Source organism: Pantoea sp. X-Soil-ISGK-259 (assembly GCF_059730705.1).
Genome location: NZ_AP035986.1, coordinates 866,772 through 882,689, shown reverse-complemented (window position 1 = coordinate 882,689; position 15,918 = coordinate 866,772). Strand labels below are relative to the sequence as shown.

Genomic DNA, 15,918 nt, shown 5'->3' with positions numbered 1-15,918 from the left:
GCTCACTAGCCTTTATCAGAGCGCGCGAAGCTGGCTCTGAGTTGCAATCCTTGCCATGTTCACCTGAACGACGACAGATTTGCAGAAAATGCATTTCGCTCCATGCGGATTGGCTCTTGTAACATCAAAATGTGATGTACGAAACTGTGAGCCATTACAGTGAGGACACTTAAAAGTAATTTTCAGTCCTTAGAGACCAACAACGTTCGCAGCAGCTGGGCCTTTGGCGCCATTTTCTACTGTGAATTCAACTTGCTGACCTTCATCTAATGAACGGAAATCGGTGCCCTGGATTGCAGAGAAATGTACGAATACATCTTTGCTGCCGTCTGCAGGAGAAATGAAACCGAAGCCTTTCTCTGCGTTAAACCATTTAACGGTACCGCGAATTTTGTTAGACATGCTTAAATCCTTAATATATCGAGCCTTCCGGCATAATGGCCTGAGAACAGATTTTAATCAGAACGTAAGAGAAGACTCAAAAAGAAGGGATGTCTCGCGACAAACTTAGAGATGAGAACTGCTTTGGTTACTTACTTTGATAGTGTCTGTTAATCAAACCGACGATTCATTAGGCCACACTTCTCACAGTGACGCAACTCCTAATTCAAATTAATCGTAATCCGTCGACTGGAGAACATGAAAGCGCGAGACTCTCTCAGGGAAGCAGCCTGGCAGGGCTCTGCAGCGATGCGTTCCTGCCGACATAAAGAGAAGTGGAGATACCCACAGAGCAAAAAAAGGGCGAGGCTCACACCTCGCCCAAAATATGCCGATCATCAATCGTAGTAAGGAACCTTACGATCCACGCCGTTGATATTGATCAGCACAAAACCGGTCGGCGCGGTCTTGTTAGTCGGTGTACCCGCCGCAGTCGCCAGCGTCACCACCCCTTTCTCGTTGGCACCGATACCCGCCAGCCCATTGTGCATGCCGAAACGTGCAGCGGGTTTCAGGTTGCTGATTTTGGTGATGTCATCAACCATCGTCATATCTGACTGGAACAGCGAGCAGGAACCGGTATCAAACCGGGTGGGACCCGTGGTCTTCAGATTGAACATGGTCTCGCCGCTATTGGCTTTCAGCTTGACCCAGATTACGGCATAGGTGGTCCCTACCCGGCCATAACGAATGTCCAGCACAGAAGGTTGTCCCATATGGTAAGCATCGGCCCAGACCGTCTCCAGTCGCTGCAGGTTGATCAGGGTTTTACCTGTGGCCGGCATATTTACCGGTGAACCGGCGGTGCCGGACGGCGTGGTGGCATCCGCTTTACCGATCAGCTCCATCACCCATTGCTGGTTAGGCGCCGGGAAATAGAGCTGCCCCAGCCGATACCAGTTATCGGTAGCGGTGTTGTTCACCACTTTATAGCCACTGTAATAGCCGGCACGCAGTGAACCGGTCATGAACGTGCCGTAGTTCTCATCCCGACGGTAGCCATATTCAAAAGTCGATAGCCATTTGTTTCCGGCTATATCATTGGTGATTTTCGCCCCCGCCTGCAGGTTGATATGACGCATCACCACGCGGGCATTGTTGAGATTGAGCGGCGTGGCGCAATCTTCAATGTTAAGCGTTTCGATGTTCCAGCCCCCGTCCGACAGATCACCCGGGTTAGTCGTGTGCTCAATCCAGACGTTGCGCATGACTCCCTGTGTGACGCGCGGCATGTAGAGCGTGGCGTCCCCATAGCCCGACTGGAAGTTAGCATTACACAGCTCAATCGCTGTTGAGTGGTCCCAGTTTCCCTTTGGTGTATTTGACCAGCCGACATCAAACACACGGGAATAGGTACTGGAGCTGTAGATCTGATCGAATTTACTGTCGAGCGTATCCTGCAGTTTAAAGACAGTTCCCCCGGTGCTTTGAGCCTTGAAGCAGAAGATATTGACGATCTGGCCTCCAACAATCGTATTTTCAAAGAATGGTTGAACGTTGCTGCACTGTTCAGGCGTGACGGTGACTTTGAGAGAGGTGTCGACAGTTCCGGCGTTAGCCTGTCCGTGCCAGCAAATGCCTTTAATGACGATTTTGCGCGCATTCACCTTGAATACCGTATTCGCGCTTTTGTCAGAGACAATGGTGGTGCGGGGTGACGATCCGAGTTCGGTATCATCACCGCTGATACCAAAGAACGGCAACTCCGTATCGGTGAGATCGATGGGTGAAATCAGGAAGCGGCCACCCGGAAATCGCACCGGCATCGCTTTCACGTAGGTGTTGTAGGTCTGGGTCCATGCCAGCATCCGCTTGAAAGCATCAGTATCATCGGTGACGCCATCCCCTTTCGCACCGAAGTGCAGAATGTTCACTTCCGTAGGATCGTTGATGGTGCGTTTCCAGTAGAAACCGTTGCCTATCGCCACCGTACCGCCATCATCTTTCAGCGGTGTCGTACTCAGGAAACCGACAAAGTCTGCGCCACCCCGGAAGCTGGAGTCCTTATCGTAATAGCGTTTAAGGCTGGCGACTTCACCTGATTTTGGTGGAACAGTGGTACGCAGTTCAGCAAAAGAGTTAACTTCGATCATAGAATCCTCCTCAGGATCACAGAGATATCGCGCTGAAATCAGCGCACTACTTAGCCGCAGCCGGATGGCCGCAAAGGGAGTCCCACATGTCGTTGTGGGTGTTGATGGCGCGCACCGTACGAACGTCCATTTTTTGCGCGTCATCGCCGTAGGTATAAAGAGGGGAAAAAAGTACGCAGGCAGAGTCGGTAATCGCTACCGGCTCAGGGTTTGTGGTATTTCGACTGCTGCAGCTTGTCACGAGCAGCAGCGTCATCAAGGCTATGGTTGTCGGTCGCCACACGGTTAGCCTCCTCGCGGTTGTGTTGTTGCTGGTGCGCCACCGCGCTAACGCGAGACGCCTCCTGTTGCGCGTTATCGACGTCAGAACGTGCTTTTTGCTGCACTTTGCCGATTTTTTTGCCGCCGAAATAACTGGCGCCCAGCGCCGCAATCACGCCAGCGAGTGCGGCCAGCCAGTGCCAGCTGCCGCCCAGTAAGGTGGTAATGAGAGTCATGGTTTCGCTCCTCCCGCCTGCTCCTTCGCGGTGAGCAGGTTTTTCTGACGAACAAACTGGGCAATCACCCCCATCGCCACCATGAACGCGCCCACGAGCCCCAGGTAGTTGTGTGGCAGAATCGATTTCACGTCTTCCGGCAGCACGTTCCAGGCATCAACGGCGGCAGAGGGGAATGACTGCGCCCAGGCGCTGAGCATGGAGCCCAACGACGCAAGCCAGACAGACCAGGTTTTGAAGAGCAGGCGGGCATGAGAGACAAACTGCAGGGTGGTAAAGCGCTGCAGCAGCAGCAGAATGATGATTGCCGTCAGCACGGCAATGAGAAACATGAGCCATCTCATAGCAGCCCCCTGTAAATCGCATAGGTGCCGGTGCGCATCATCTCCGCATGACGCCGGGCCCGGCCCGGCGTCTGACGCGCCCAGAGGCTGTTCATCATCGCGTCAGCCGCATCACTAAACTGTTCAGCGATGATGGAGGTGAGCATGTTTTTGAACTGCAGGACGCCCTCCACGCCCAGTTGATACGTCATGCTCAGCAACACATCGGTGCGAGCGTCATTGCACTTTGTCAGCGCATCGCGCAGCAGCTCCCTGCCCTGCATCTCCTGAACTTTGTTTTCCAGAATGCACTGCTTCCAGACATCACCGACGCGCCGTGGCACGCGGAAAGTGTAATTACTGAGCGACGCCCCTTTTGGCCCAATGCGTATGCCGCCCGCCACCGTGGGGAAACCCAGCGTGTCGAGATAAGGTGTGTCGACATATCCCTCTTCAAAATTCAGTACTGCGATGATCTGGCTCATACGGACTCCTCAATGACGAATTAAGGCCTTCAGCCTTGTGAAAATAAATACATAACGCCGGCTGATCATTAACAAGCCCGGCACAGCAAAGGGCCTTGCTGAAGCTGCAGCAAAACTAAACAGTAATTCAGCAGATTGCGCCCAATGAGAGCTGGAGATAACAAAGCGTTAGCCGGAACGAAAAACGGCGCGCGCTTCCGCTTCAGCTCACGGCGTAGAGATGAACATGCGGAAGACAGCAATTGTCGAAACTGGGTGTTTCCTGACTGGTCACGCGGGGTGTTGTGATTGCGCGATCAACGCGCGGGGCGACCTGACGCTGGCAGATTTGCTCTGCACGCCTCAGGGTTGGTGGTTCAGCTGGAAAGTTCAGTGCCTGATCGATGCTCTGTTGCAGGCTGCTGAGAGGCTGGCGCCGCCGATGGCGACGCGTACGTGCGTTGCCAGTGAAAACGCTTTTGCCATAGTGAATAATCGCCATAACTCCTCCTGTGAATGAGTATTTGGCGATGGGGTGGCAGGCGCGAGCTTTCGGGAAACCGAACGGACCCGAATGTCGTATATCGCGGTCGCACGCTCACCGCCCGGCTGCGTAAGCAGCCAGGTGGAAAGTAAGCGAGGGGAAATAAACGGCATCTGACGACGCTGCATTTGCGCATCCACCCCATCCCAAAGTTCACTGACTTTTGGGTGGTATGATTCGCGCTTGTGCAGCGCCTGAATTGTTTAAGAGCGGGTCATCCCTGAAAAGAACGTCTTCGTTCATCCATGTCCAAATTATTAACAGGTTCTTATGCTTTATCAAACACTGTTGGTTAATTTTTTATTTACTGCTGGTTAAATTTATGAATTTATGCCGATTATTTTTTTGCAGCTCTCCGGAGAAAAGCGGCAGAAACGGCTTTAGCCGAGAATTTGATAGTGTCGCGCCTGGCTCATAATCACTTTTGCGAGCACCTTCAGGCTGGTGACCTCATCACGATTGAGATACCACGTTTCATAGCGTTTATTATCTGATATCACTGCAATTTTTTTATGCTGCAGCTGCAGGCGTTTAAGGTAGAGCTGCTCGTCGAGGGTAAAAATATAGATACCATCGCCGTCAAACATCCGCACGCTGATATCCACAAACAGCTGATCGCGCGGTGCAAAGGTGTCAGCCATAGAATCACTGTTGATAGCGATCAACCGAATGTTTTCCGCCGGACGGCCGTTGAACAGAACCCGTGCCTCATCCAGACCATATTCAATCGCCTGGATAGTCTCGACAAACTCATCGCGCGCGGGCAGGCCCGCAGCACTGCGCTGACCAATGTCGAGGCTATCAATACGAAACACACTCTTTTGGCCAGTGAGTGTACTCATCGCTACAGGTTCAGTGGATTGCTCCATGCCGTACTGGAGCCACTCTACCCTGACGCCTAGCAATTGACTGAGTGCCAGTAAATTGCCGCCATCAGGCACTGACTGCGCGTTAAACCACTTCCACACGCCTGGCGTTGAAATTTTACAGCCTTGCTGCTGCAGAGCTCTGGCAACCTGTTTGTTTCGTCCATGTCCGACAATGCCGGCACTCTCACAGGCCGCTATCAGCCTGGCGGTGAAAGCTTGTCTTGTACTTTCTTTTTTAACCATTAGTTAATAATCAGCCATAGAAGAGATACTGGATGTTATTTTCGTTATTGCTACCAGTTCATTTTATATTACCGCTCGTTTACTACCTAACCGCTTTATCAAGCAATGCTAACTATCATTATCCGCTTCAGCCTGCGGCTAAACAAAAAATATTGCCTCAGGCCGCTTGCAGCCCCGGCTTTCAGGAATGTTCCGTAAGAAATTGCGTGAATATCAGGCAGCATAATTGCCAGGGATGACGAGAACAGAACAGAAAATGATCTGATGCGCAGAAAATCCTATCTTTCACTGGTCCGAAAAATCGGGATAAAAAAAACGGGAGCCTTTGAAAGACTCCCGCTTTGTTAAAAATTATCGTCGTTATGGGCGGAGCGTATCGTCTCCCCACGCTATCCATTTATAGGTGGTCAGCGCCTCTAACCCCATGGGGCCACGGGCATGCAATTTCTGTGTACTGACCGCCACTTCCGCGCCCAGGCCAAATTGACCCCCATCGGTGAAGCGGGTGCTGGCGTTGACATAAACCGCTGACGAGTCGACCTGACGAACAAAACGCGCGGCATTACGCGTATTACGGGTGAGGATAGCATCTGAGTGCTGTGTGCCGTGCGTACGAATGTGATCGATCGCCTCATCCATATCCGCCACCAATTTAACGTTAAGATCCAGCGACAGCCACTCGTCATTGTATTGCTGAGGACTCACGGGTTTAACCGGGGCGGGGCCATGCTGAAGTTGTGCCAGCACGTTGCTGTCAGCATGCAGCGCGATTCCTTCCTGCGCCATTCGCGCGCTGAAAGCTGGCAGAAAACGTTCGGCCATCGCCTGGTCCACCAGCAGCGTTTCCAGTGAGTTACAGGCGCTGGGACGCTGTTTCTTGGCGTTGACGATCACATCAAGTGCCGGTTCAATCTCCATCGTCTCATCAATGTAGATATGGCAGACGCCAATGCCGCCGGTAATCACCGGAATGGTGGAGTTCTCGCGACACAGTTTATGCAGCCCGGCTCCGCCGCGCGGGATCAGCATGTCGACGTAGCGATCCAGCTTCAGCAGCTGATTCACCAGCTCGCGGTCAGGATTTTCAATCGCCTGGACAATGGCTACCGGTAAACCGTGCTGCTTCAGCGCGTTCTGAATGACCCGAACGGTGGCCGCATTGGTGCGCCAGGTCTCTTTGCCGCCACGCAGAATAGCGGCGTTGCCGGTTTTCAGGCACAGACTGGCGACGTCAACCGTCACATTAGGGCGCGCCTCATAAATCACCGCAACGACGCCCAGCGGCACGCGACGGCGTTCAATGCGCAGCCCGCTGTCGAGCTGACCACCGTCGATTAACTGCCCTACCGGATCGGCAAGCTGACAAACCTGGCGCACATCGCTGGCGATGCTGCTGAGGCGTTGCGGATTAAGCGTCAGTCGATCTAATAACGCGGCACTCATGCCGTTCTGACGCGCATCGGCTAAATCCAGCTCGTTAGCCGCCAGAATGTCAGCGCTCTCGGTTTCCAGCCGGTCAGCAATCGTCATCAGAACATCGTTCTTTTCTGCCGTTGACAGATCGGCCACGGTATACGCTGCGGCACGCGCCGCTTTTCCCATCTCTTCAAGCATTGTCCGCTCCTTAACTGACGATCATGTCGTCGCGGTGAACCGCCACCGGGCCATATTCATATCCCAGGATCTCGCTGATCTGCTGACTATGATGACCGGCGATCATTCGCATCGCGTCGCTGTTGTAGCGTGAAACGCCGTGAGCGATATCCCGGCCCTGCAGGCTGCGAATGCGGATCACTTCACCGCGAGAGAAATTCCCCTGGATCGCCCGGATCCCTTTCGGCAGCAGCGAACTGCCACGTTCGATAATGGCTGCCAGTGCACCGTCATCGACGGTAATCTCACCCGCCGGAGGCGCACCGAAAATCCAGCGTTTACGGTTTTCCAGCGGCGATTGCTGCGCATGGAAGCGCGTACCGACCGGCTTACCATCAATCACATCGCTGATCACGCCGCTGCGGCTGCCCGAGGCGATGATCACATCGATACCGGCACGACAGGCAACATCCGCCGCCTGAAGCTTAGTCGACATGCCGCCAGTGCCGAGCCCGGAAACACTGTCGCCCGCCAGGGCGCGCAACGCATCATCAATGATATGCACATCACTGATCAGCTCAGCCTCAGGATTGTTACGGGGATCGGCGGTAAAAAGCCCCTGCTGATCGGTCAGGAGCAGCAGCTTGTCGGCGCCGCCGAGCATCGCCGCCAGCGCAGAGAGATTGTCGTTGTCGCCCACTTTGATTTCAGCGGTGGCGACAGCATCGTTCTCATTGATCACCGGCACAATATGGTTATCCAGCAGCGCACGCAGCGTGTCGCGGGCGTTCAGAAAGCGTTCGCGATCTTCCATGTCGGCACGGGTCAACAGCATCTGACCAATATGAATACCGTAGATAGAAAATAACTGTTCCCACAGCTGAATCAGACGACTCTGCCCCACCGCAGCCAGCAGCTGCTTTGAGGCGATGGTCGGTGGCAGTTCGGGGTAGCCCAGATGTTCGCGTCCGGCGGCCATTGCGCCAGAAGTCACGATCACAATGCGGTGGCCTGCGGCGTGCTGCTGCGCACACTGACGAACCAGTTCCACCATGTGCGCCCTGTTCAACCGGCGAGATCCGCCGGTGAGAACGCTGGTACCCAACTTGACCACTAAGGTCTGACTGCCACTCATATTTCCTGCCGTAGAGAAAAATTTTTACGAAAGGACGTTTTAACAGGAGTCGATAAGGAAGCCAACAGCCAGCGGGGGAAAAGCACGAAATTACGCGGACAAGGAGGTAGACCAAAAGTTCATGGTTAACAAGAAATCATGAAAAGTGTCATAAAAAGTTCATCACTGACGGGTAAAAAGTCCGTGTTTTACAAAAACTTTCATTTTTTTACGGTGTTCACATTGGGATTGATAGCAAATGAAGAAAAGCACACTGGCCATGCTCCTCTCCACGCTGACGCTGGCTTCTGCCGCGCAGGCTGCCGAAATCTATAACAAAGATGGCAACAAACTGGATTTGTACGGCAAAGTTAAAGCTGAGCACTACATCAGCGATAATGCCAGCCAGGATGGAGACAAGTCCTATACCCGTATCGGCTTTAAGGGTCAGACACAGATTAACGACCTGATGACCGGTTATGGTCAGTGGGAATATCAGTACAACGTTAACAACTCCGAAGGCAGTGACGCCAACAATGGCAACAAAACCCGCCTCGGGTTTGCTGGTCTGAAATTCTCTCAGTACGGTTCGGTAGATTATGGCCGTAACTACGGTGTGCTGTATGACGTTGAAGCCTGGACTGACGTATTCCCGGAATTCGGCGGTGACGGTACAGCCCGCTCTGATAACTTTATGACACAGCGCGCCACCGGTGTTGCGACTTATCGTAACAATAACTTCTTTGGTCTGGTCGATGGCCTGAAATTTGCGCTGCAGTACCAGGGCAAAAATGACGCGTCCAGCACCAACACCCGTACTGATATTAACCGTCAGAATGGCGACGGCTACGGTGCGTCTCTCGGCTATGCTCTGGGTGATTCTGGTGTGAGCCTGATGAGTGCCATCACCTCATCTGACCGCACCAACCAGCAACAGGCGCGCGCTTATGGCGGCGGTGACCGTGCGGATTCCTGGGGCGCAGGCGTGAAGTATGATGCTAACAGTGTCTACCTGGCCGCAATCTACACCGATACCCGTAATATGACGCCAATTAGCGGTACCAACCGTGCCACCGGCGCAGCGGTTGCGGGCGCAGCCAACAAAGCGCAGAACATCGAACTGGTGGCGCAGTATCAGTTTGATTTCGGCCTGCGTCCGTCTATCGGGTATGTACAGACCAAAGGCAAAGATATCGAAAACGGTATCGGCGATGCGGATCTGGTGAAATATATCGATGTGGGCGCGACCTACTACTTCAACAAAAATATGTCCGCCTTCGTTGATTACAAAATCAACCAACTGCCTGACGACAATGCGCTGTCGCTTAACAACGACGACATTGTGGCGATGGGTGTGACTTACCAGTTCTGATTTCAGGCTCGCAAACCGGGCAGATTTGGAGCTGGCAGCAACGCATAAATTCAACACGCAGGGAACACGGTCAGAAGAGGAAAGCGTCCCGCGCCAGGACGGCGCGGGCCGAGCGTGCCATGGATGGCGGCTTTTGCGTCTTTCCGATCTGACCGTGTTCTCTGAGAAGGCTCGATCCAACAGCGGGTCAGACTTCAACAAAAATGGCGAGTTTTTAAACTCGCCATTTTTTCGTCTTTATTTCACTACACTACCCTATCAGGCGCTCAGCTTCACCGGTTTCTCATCAAAATCGCTGGCTGGGATCAGATCCAGCTCGAACTCTTTCAGCATCGCTTTAAGACGGGTATGGAAATTCCGTAAGGTCTCTTCCACGCGCGCCGTGTTCTCTTTCCCTTTGATGGTTGCCACCGACCAGTCACCCTCTTTATCGAACAGACCGATATGGTAGACATAGGTAAAGTGGTCAGCCTGTGCTTCCAGCTCCATCCACCAGCCCCAGAACTCTCGCAATTCCGGTGCCGGTTTCACATTGACGCAGGCAGCCAGGCAGTCGAAGAAGAAACGGGTTTCGCCACATTTCCCATCGCGAATATAAGGCCCAAGCTCCGTAAAGCGCTTAAGCAGGCGACTGCGGGGATGACCACTTGGTAACGTCATGCTGATTCTCCATAGGTTTTGACCGCTATACAGCCTTGATTTCCGGACGGCCAGCACGACGCCACACCGCATGGGCCCGATGACGTCATATTTCACTTAGCGGCAGCCCGGAAGAATTCCGCTACTAGTTGTAGCAAATACTGTAAATTTTGCCAGTCACCTTTTTAAACGCTTCTCCAGCCAGTCACAAATTTCATTAAGCGCCTTATCAAAACTGGCCATCACCGGCTTCACCGGAATCCGCAACGCTTTGCCGTCTGAGGAAGAGTTTGCGATAAGCCTGCTCTCCTCTTCCGGGCTGAAGAGATCGTTTTGCCAGTAGCCCGACAGCATCGGCGTGGGCGTCCGGCGGCCCAGTAATCCCTGGGTTTTAAGCGAATAGCGGTTGAGTTCAGTGCGCAGCGCACTGTCGGAGGCGGTGGCCATACCCAGCCGGCTCGCCAGCATATCCATATACATATCCGGGATCGCATCCTGCAACGCCGTCTGGGTCAGCAGAGCATGCACAATCGGGCCCAGACAGGCGACCCCACGCAACCGCTGCGATTCCAGATAGGCCAGCCGCACGGCCACGTTAGCGCCAAAGCGATAACCGAATGCCGCCACGCGGGTATGGTCGACCCAGGGCACATTGACTAGATCGCGCAGCACCTGCTGATGCAGAAAACTGGTGTCCTGATTCAGCGTCCATTTCACCGAGTTGCCCACTGACGGCACATCAATTGTCAGCATAGCAATGCCACGCGGGGCAAGGTAATCATGGAACAGGCGATAGTGATCGCTCTGTAACGAGTCGAGTGCGCCGCAAAACAGTACGGTGGGATAAGGCGCTTCAACATCCGGCGGCATATGCAGAAAGCCGCTGACCGGACTGCCGCCCGGAATAGCAAACGTCAGGATTTTCAGTTCGCCAGGCAACCGCTGAGTCGCCTCTTCATAGGCACGATTGGCCAGCGTCTGTGCCTGGTCAGCCAGTTCATCGCCTTTTATATAGGGATAAGCCGCAACGCTATAAAGATGGGCCGCATGTAGCCAGTCGTCGCCCGCCTCGCTGTCGTCGGATGCCTCCAGCGCTTTCTGCTGCCAGATGCCCGCCTGCTTAGACCATTCGAAATGCCAGTTGCCGCCGCGAAAACCAATCACGGTGTCGAGCAGCGTCTCATCAGTATGTTCAGCGTTGCTGATGGCAATACGTGCCAGCACTTCACTGATCTCCTGCGGCGTCAGGCCTCGCCATGTCCACATCAGCTTATTCAGCATGCGATACCAGCCGCGCTGGCTGTCACCCTCCAGGGCAGAGTGGACATTCGGGGTAGCGTGATGTTGGCGGCGAACCAGGGAAGAGGTTTCAGGATGTTTAAAGCGCGGCTTGAATAGCTCCTCGCTGAGATTTTTGCTCGACATACTCACTTCTCCTGCAACAGAACGGCGATGGCTAAGTGTACTGTACGGCAATTCGGGGTGCGAGGCTCAGAATGCACAACGCCCGGAAAACCGGGCGTTGTCTGATGTATATCAATCAGTTTTTTACAATCGGCGGGATATAAACGACACCCATATCCCACGGCTGCTCGATCCAGGTATCCTGCGGAATATCGACGATGTAATCATCAACCAGTGAACGACCGGCGGGTTTAGCGAAAATGGTGCAGAAACGCGCTTTCGGATACATTTCGCGAATCGCCTGCGCGGTGCCGCCCGTATCGACCAGGTCGTCGATTACGATAAAGCCTTCACCGTCGCCTTCTGCGCGCTTCAGGACTTTCATTTCACGCTGATGATCGTGGTCATAGCTGGAGATGCAGACGGTATCAACGTAGCGGATACCCAGTTCACGTGCCAGCAGCGAAGCCGGTACCAGACCGCCGCGGCTCACCGCGATAATGCCTGTCCACTGTTCAACAGGGAGCAGACGCTGGGCCAGTTTGCGGGCATGAATCTGAAGCATGTCCCAGGTAACGACGTATTTTTCGCTCATAAATAGAAATCCCAGCCAACCGAGGTGGCGTAAAAATGTGCAACGGGGAAAAGGTTGCGCGAGATTATAAGGAGTTGACGCACTAAAAACCAGCACCCGTGCGCCGGTTGCGGCTTTTTAGCGCGTCTGAGAGCGCACCCGGTAAAAAACAGTGATATTCTCAGGACTGGCTCGTCAGATTCTCTGACGGCGATTTTTCACTGGAAACTCGCGATGTCCGGCCTCGCCGGTACACTGACACAGGAGACCTGTCGTGTCTGAATTGTCTCAACTCTCTCCACAGCCGCTGTGGGATATTTTCGCTAAGATCTGCTCTATTCCCCATCCCTCTTTTCACGAAGAAGCGCTGGCGAACTACATCACTGGCTGGGCTAAAGAGCAGGGCTTCTGGTGTGAGCGCGATCAGGTCGGCAACATCCTGATTCGTAAGCCCGCCACTGCAGGCATGGAAAACCGTACTCCGGTCGCGCTGCAGGCGCATCTGGATATGGTGCCGCAGAAAAATAACGACACCGTTCATGACTTCACCAAAGATCCTATTCAGCCGTGGATTGATGGCGAGTGGGTGAAAGCGCGCGGCACCACGCTGGGCGCCGACAACGGCATCGGCATGGCTTCTGCGCTGGCGGTACTGGCTGATAACAGCCTGACGCATGGTCCGCTGGAAGTGCTGCTGACCATGACCGAAGAGACCGGCATGGATGGCGCTTTCGGTCTGCAACCCAACTGGCTGCAGGCTGAGATCCTGATCAACACCGACTCTGAAGAGGAAGGTGAAATCTATATGGGTTGCGCAGGCGGTATCGATTTCGTCTCCACCCTGCCGCTGACCCGTGAAGCCGTGCCTGCTGAGTTCCAGACTCTGAAGCTGACGCTGAAAGGGCTGCGTGGCGGTCACTCCGGTGCCGATATTCATATGGGTCTGGGCAACGCTAACAAACTGCTGGCGCGTTTCCTGGCGGCCCACGCGGCTGAACTGGATCTGCGTCTGCTGGCGTTCAGCGGCGGTACGCTGCGTAATGCAATTCCGCGTGAAGCCTTCGCTACCGTCGCGGTAGAAAGCCACAAAGCAGATGCGCTGAAATCAGCGGCAGCGCAGTTCCTGAGCGCCATCAAAAACGAGCACGGCATCAAAGAGCCGAACATTGCACTGGTCACCGAGCCGCTGGCGCATCAGGGCGATGCCCTGAGCACTGACAGCCGCGATCGCTTCCTGAACCTGCTGAACAGCACGCCAAACGGCGTGATCCGCAATTCAGACGTGGCGAAAGGCGTGGTCGAAACCTCACTGAATATCGGTGTAGTAACGATGGAAGCCGATCACGCAGAGATTAACTGCCTGATTCGTTCGCTGATCGACACCGGCCGTGATTATGTGGTGCAGATGCTGACCTCGCTGGGCCAGCTGGCCGGCGCGCAGACGAAAGCGAAAGGCGGCTACCCAGGCTGGCAGCCGGATGCAGACTCCGCCATCATGGCGCTGACCCGTCAGACGTATATTGCGCTGTTTGATAAAACCCCTAACATTCAGGTGATTCACGCCGGTCTGGAGTGTGGTCTGTTCAAAAAGCCGTATCCGGACATGGATATGGTCTCGATTGGGCCGACCATCACCGGGCCGCATTCGCCGGATGAGCAGGTTCACATCGAAAGCGTGGGTCTTTACTGGAAACTGCTGACCACCCTGCTGAATGTGGTGCCAGAAAAGTAATTCTGTCACAAAAAAAGTCAACCAGGCTCCGGCCTGACGCCGGTTACTTAAGTGACCGGCACTTTTTTATTCATAGCGTTTTAACATCTTTACGTCCACTGCATTATCCTCTACATCTGGTTTACCGGGATTATCATATAGAAATAAATTTCATGACCAATCCGGTAAATTATTACAGTAATGTGATACAAGTCTTATGCATCCCTTATTACCAGAGTATTATATTTCCCGTGAAAATATAAATACTCAATAATACAAGGAATGTATCATAATGGGCGCATTACAGTTTCCCTGCACAATATTTACCATCCGGAAAAAGATGGACGACTACAGTGCTGATGATATGCGCTGCGGCGATCTGACTGAGGCACAATTAAAATCCCAATACCGGCTGGATTACATTTCTGATCGGGTTGATCCTTGGACCCTGACTCTGCGTTCCTCACTGGATCGTCCTCAATCCCTGTTCTGCTGTAATCTGCGTGGCCAGGGTCGAACGATTTCCCGCCAGCAGTGTGCTGAAATGCTATTTGATGAATTTCGATCGTTATCCCGTAAATTTTCCCTGAGCGGGCCATACAGTCACCTGATCGAAAAAATGATCACGCATATGCAGAACAATAGCGGTAAGACCTTCCGTGATATGGCGTTGGATCAGGCTTTGAAAGAACATATTATCAGGGATAAAAGTGAAAACAGCACTCGCTTATTGCTGGAGAAACATCTTAAAAAAGAAATGGATTGGAAGAATAGGATCTATCCATTGACAAAAAAAGAATTACGGGAAGTCATTCTAAGGGGAAGACTACCAAAATTTGACAGGTTACAGGATAATTATAACGGCATGGGGATTACCGTTCATGATATCTCGGCAGCGCATATCACCATAAAATCACTGCATATTGATAATAACCATTATCGGGCAACGGTGCATTATAAAGTACAGGATCACTTTGGTCTCGACAGTGCTGATATAGTAAAAACAAAATTCAGCCAGTTTCATTTTTTCCGTATCTGGTTTGTTCTTCAAAGATACAATAAGTTTGGTTTTAAACCTTTCATGACGAATATGGAAACTACTATAGAAATCATAGGTAATCTCAATGAAAAATAGAATGAAAATTCTTATTTTACTGACGATTTGTGGCTTCATGCTGGCTGGTTACTTTCTATGGGCCGAACGCCGTCCTGTTGAAATCGTCAACGTTCATGGAACCGGAAATTTCAGTGACATTTTAGTAAAAAATTTTCCGATTACTGATCGTGGAAAAATTAACTGGTGGTTAAAAAATAAAGACGCCCTGAAACGACAATATGACATTCCTAAACCGGCCTCCTACGGTAATTATACGGTAAGCATCTGGTTGTTTGGAGAAGGGTACAAAGAAGATGATAAATATGACCGCCTCTGTTTTTCTGACATGAAGCCACCCATGAATTGCATTGAAAAGGACAGGGTTTTTATAATCAGTTACAGCAAAAACAGTGGCATTACATTTACTGTCGATGATGGAGAATACAGCCTGGAAGATGACGGTAAAATAACAAAGCTAGAAAGTCATTAACTGTCCTGACAGGATAGTGGGCAGCTATTAAATCGGCTATTAGCCAGTTATCACTTCAACTTTAAAATAGTCATGAACAATATAGCCAGGAGTCTTAATAATATCGGAAGCTATAATGAAGAGCATTATTACAAAAGACGAGCCTACTGCTTGCTGTTGCAGGGGTATCGATGGCTGGCTATTTTTTGGTTAGCCTCACATCCGCCTGAGATCATTGCTATTCATAAAGGTAGTAGCGGCTTCAGTGCTGTTTTAGTAAAAAATTTTCCTTTTCCCATTTTGTCATCTCCCAGCTCCCGTTACCATCGCGGGCTCCGGGATAGACGCTGAGCTGGCATCTGACTCTTAAGTACCTTCTACCCGGCTCTAACCTGTTTTTATAGCAGCGAATTTTTCTCAGCATAATTCGCTGCTTTTTCCACCCTTTCCCCTACTATTCCGCCACGTTCTC

Annotated in this window: 17 protein-coding genes; 4 read left to right on the top strand and 13 right to left on the bottom strand. The window is 52.3% G+C overall.

Features of this window, described 5'->3' with window-relative positions; all coding sequences use genetic code 11:
* Nucleotides 1–15 precede the first annotated feature (15 nt).
* From ymcF to proB, 10 genes are all read right to left on the bottom strand, one after another.
* Nucleotides 16–186 (bottom strand): cold shock small protein YmcF, encoded by a 171-nt coding sequence (gene ymcF, locus AC6I77_RS03965; protein WP_085980553.1) that lies wholly within the window; start codon nt 184–186, stop codon nt 16–18.
* Between the two features lie 3 nt (nt 187–189).
* Nucleotides 190–402: a transcription antiterminator/RNA stability regulator CspE gene (gene cspE, locus AC6I77_RS03960; RefSeq protein WP_003854408.1), complete on the bottom strand. Its 213-nt coding sequence runs from the start codon at nt 400–402 to the stop codon at nt 190–192.
* Between the two features lie 377 nt (nt 403–779).
* The gene (locus tag AC6I77_RS03955) at nt 780–2,534 is read right to left on the bottom strand and encodes a putative phage tail protein (RefSeq protein ID WP_003854410.1); all 1,755 of its coding nucleotides are present in this window, start codon (nt 2,532–2,534) and stop codon (nt 780–782) included.
* 203 nt (nt 2,535–2,737) lie between these two features.
* Nucleotides 2,738–3,031: a hypothetical protein gene (locus AC6I77_RS03950; RefSeq protein WP_497816727.1), complete on the bottom strand. Its 294-nt coding sequence runs from the start codon at nt 3,029–3,031 to the stop codon at nt 2,738–2,740.
* Nucleotides 3,028–3,375, bottom strand: coding sequence for a DUF7940 domain-containing protein (locus AC6I77_RS03945; protein ID WP_008924848.1), 348 nt, complete (start codon nt 3,373–3,375; stop codon nt 3,028–3,030). Before AC6I77_RS03945 ends, AC6I77_RS03950 begins: the two co-directional genes overlap by 4 nt.
* On the bottom strand, nt 3,372–3,839 hold the full coding sequence (locus AC6I77_RS03940; protein ID WP_003854415.1) for a lysozyme family protein: 468 nt from the start codon (nt 3,837–3,839) through the stop codon (nt 3,372–3,374). Before AC6I77_RS03940 ends, AC6I77_RS03945 begins: the two co-directional genes overlap by 4 nt.
* Nucleotides 3,840–4,041: 202 nt before the next feature.
* The gene (locus tag AC6I77_RS03935) at nt 4,042–4,320 is read right to left on the bottom strand and encodes a transcriptional antitermination N peptide (RefSeq protein WP_003854417.1); all 279 of its coding nucleotides are present in this window, start codon (nt 4,318–4,320) and stop codon (nt 4,042–4,044) included.
* Nucleotides 4,321–4,742: 422 nt separating this feature from the next.
* Entirely contained in the window at nt 4,743–5,474 is a 732-nt protein-coding gene (locus AC6I77_RS03930; protein WP_008924846.1) for a S24 family peptidase, read from the bottom strand.
* A 360-nt stretch (nt 5,475–5,834) separates the two neighbouring features.
* On the bottom strand, nt 5,835–7,088 hold the full coding sequence (gene proA / locus AC6I77_RS03925; protein ID WP_003854419.1) for a glutamate-5-semialdehyde dehydrogenase: 1,254 nt from the start codon (nt 7,086–7,088) through the stop codon (nt 5,835–5,837).
* A gap of 10 nt (nt 7,089–7,098) precedes the next feature.
* Complete coding sequence (gene proB, locus AC6I77_RS03920; RefSeq protein ID WP_008924844.1) at nt 7,099–8,202, bottom strand: glutamate 5-kinase; 1,104 nt, start codon at nt 8,200–8,202, stop codon at nt 7,099–7,101.
* Nucleotides 8,203–8,440: 238 nt separating this feature from the next.
* Here proB and ompC point away from each other — a divergent pair, with 238 nt between their 5' ends.
* Nucleotides 8,441–9,553: a porin OmpC gene (ompC, locus tag AC6I77_RS03915; RefSeq protein ID WP_008924843.1), complete on the top strand. Its 1,113-nt coding sequence runs from the start codon at nt 8,441–8,443 to the stop codon at nt 9,551–9,553.
* 258 nt (nt 9,554–9,811) lie between these two features.
* Here ompC and crl read toward each other — a convergent pair whose 3' ends face one another.
* The 3 genes from crl to gpt all read right to left on the bottom strand — a co-directional run bounded on the left by crl (nt 9,812) and on the right by gpt (nt 12,191).
* A complete protein-coding gene (gene crl, locus AC6I77_RS03910; protein WP_003851176.1) occupies nt 9,812–10,213 on the bottom strand; it encodes a sigma factor-binding protein Crl in 402 nt (133 codons plus the stop codon).
* Nucleotides 10,214–10,369: 156 nt separating this feature from the next.
* Nucleotides 10,370–11,617 carry an esterase FrsA gene (gene frsA / locus AC6I77_RS03905; RefSeq protein WP_008924842.1) on the bottom strand — a complete coding sequence of 416 codons (1,248 nt, stop codon included), beginning with the start codon at nt 11,615–11,617 and terminating at the stop codon, nt 10,370–10,372.
* Between the two features lie 115 nt (nt 11,618–11,732).
* Nucleotides 11,733–12,191 carry a xanthine phosphoribosyltransferase gene (gpt, locus tag AC6I77_RS03900; RefSeq protein WP_003851171.1) on the bottom strand — a complete coding sequence of 153 codons (459 nt, stop codon included), beginning with the start codon at nt 12,189–12,191 and terminating at the stop codon, nt 11,733–11,735.
* A 253-nt stretch (nt 12,192–12,444) separates the two neighbouring features.
* Between gpt and pepD the strand changes: the two genes are divergently transcribed.
* The 3 genes from pepD to AC6I77_RS03885 all read left to right on the top strand — a co-directional run bounded on the left by pepD (nt 12,445) and on the right by AC6I77_RS03885 (nt 15,467).
* Entirely contained in the window at nt 12,445–13,902 is a 1,458-nt protein-coding gene (pepD, locus tag AC6I77_RS03895) for a beta-Ala-His dipeptidase (RefSeq protein WP_003851169.1), read from the top strand.
* Nucleotides 13,903–14,173: 271 nt separating this feature from the next.
* A complete protein-coding gene (locus tag AC6I77_RS03890; protein WP_497816726.1) occupies nt 14,174–15,016 on the top strand; it encodes a YPO3983 family protein in 843 nt (280 codons plus the stop codon).
* Nucleotide 15,017: 1 nt separating this feature from the next.
* Nucleotides 15,018–15,467 (top strand): DUF943 family protein, encoded by a 450-nt coding sequence (locus tag AC6I77_RS03885; protein ID WP_003851165.1) that lies wholly within the window; start codon nt 15,018–15,020, stop codon nt 15,465–15,467.
* Nucleotides 15,468–15,918 lie beyond the last annotated feature (451 nt).

Bases quoted from the DNA above. Each gene is read 5' to 3' on its own strand.
- cspE (WP_003854408.1), bottom strand. From the start codon at position 402: ATGTCTAACAAAATTCGCGGTACCGTTAAATGGTTTAACGCAGAGAAA.
- AC6I77_RS03955 (WP_003854410.1), bottom strand. From the start codon at position 2,534: ATGATCGAAGTTAACTCTTTTGCTGAACTGCGTACCACTGTTCCACCA.
- AC6I77_RS03950 (WP_497816727.1), bottom strand. From the start codon at position 3,031: ATGACTCTCATTACCACCTTACTGGGCGGCAGCTGGCACTGGCTGGCC.
- AC6I77_RS03945 (WP_008924848.1), bottom strand. From the start codon at position 3,375: ATGAGATGGCTCATGTTTCTCATTGCCGTGCTGACGGCAATCATCATT.
- AC6I77_RS03940 (WP_003854415.1), bottom strand. From the start codon at position 3,839: ATGAGCCAGATCATCGCAGTACTGAATTTTGAAGAGGGATATGTCGAC.
- AC6I77_RS03935 (WP_003854417.1), bottom strand. From the start codon at position 4,320: ATGGCGATTATTCACTATGGCAAAAGCGTTTTCACTGGCAACGCACGT.
- AC6I77_RS03930 (WP_008924846.1), bottom strand. From the start codon at position 5,474: ATGGTTAAAAAAGAAAGTACAAGACAAGCTTTCACCGCCAGGCTGATA.
- proA (WP_003854419.1), bottom strand. From the start codon at position 7,088: ATGCTTGAAGAGATGGGAAAAGCGGCGCGTGCCGCAGCGTATACCGTG.
- proB (WP_008924844.1), bottom strand. From the start codon at position 8,202: ATGAGTGGCAGTCAGACCTTAGTGGTCAAGTTGGGTACCAGCGTTCTC.
- ompC (WP_008924843.1), top strand. From the start codon at position 8,441: ATGAAGAAAAGCACACTGGCCATGCTCCTCTCCACGCTGACGCTGGCT.
- crl (WP_003851176.1), bottom strand. From the start codon at position 10,213: ATGACGTTACCAAGTGGTCATCCCCGCAGTCGCCTGCTTAAGCGCTTT.
- frsA (WP_008924842.1), bottom strand. From the start codon at position 11,617: ATGTCGAGCAAAAATCTCAGCGAGGAGCTATTCAAGCCGCGCTTTAAA.
- gpt (WP_003851171.1), bottom strand. From the start codon at position 12,191: ATGAGCGAAAAATACGTCGTTACCTGGGACATGCTTCAGATTCATGCC.
- AC6I77_RS03890 (WP_497816726.1), top strand. From the start codon at position 14,174: ATGGGCGCATTACAGTTTCCCTGCACAATATTTACCATCCGGAAAAAG.
- AC6I77_RS03885 (WP_003851165.1), top strand. From the start codon at position 15,018: ATGAAAATTCTTATTTTACTGACGATTTGTGGCTTCATGCTGGCTGGT.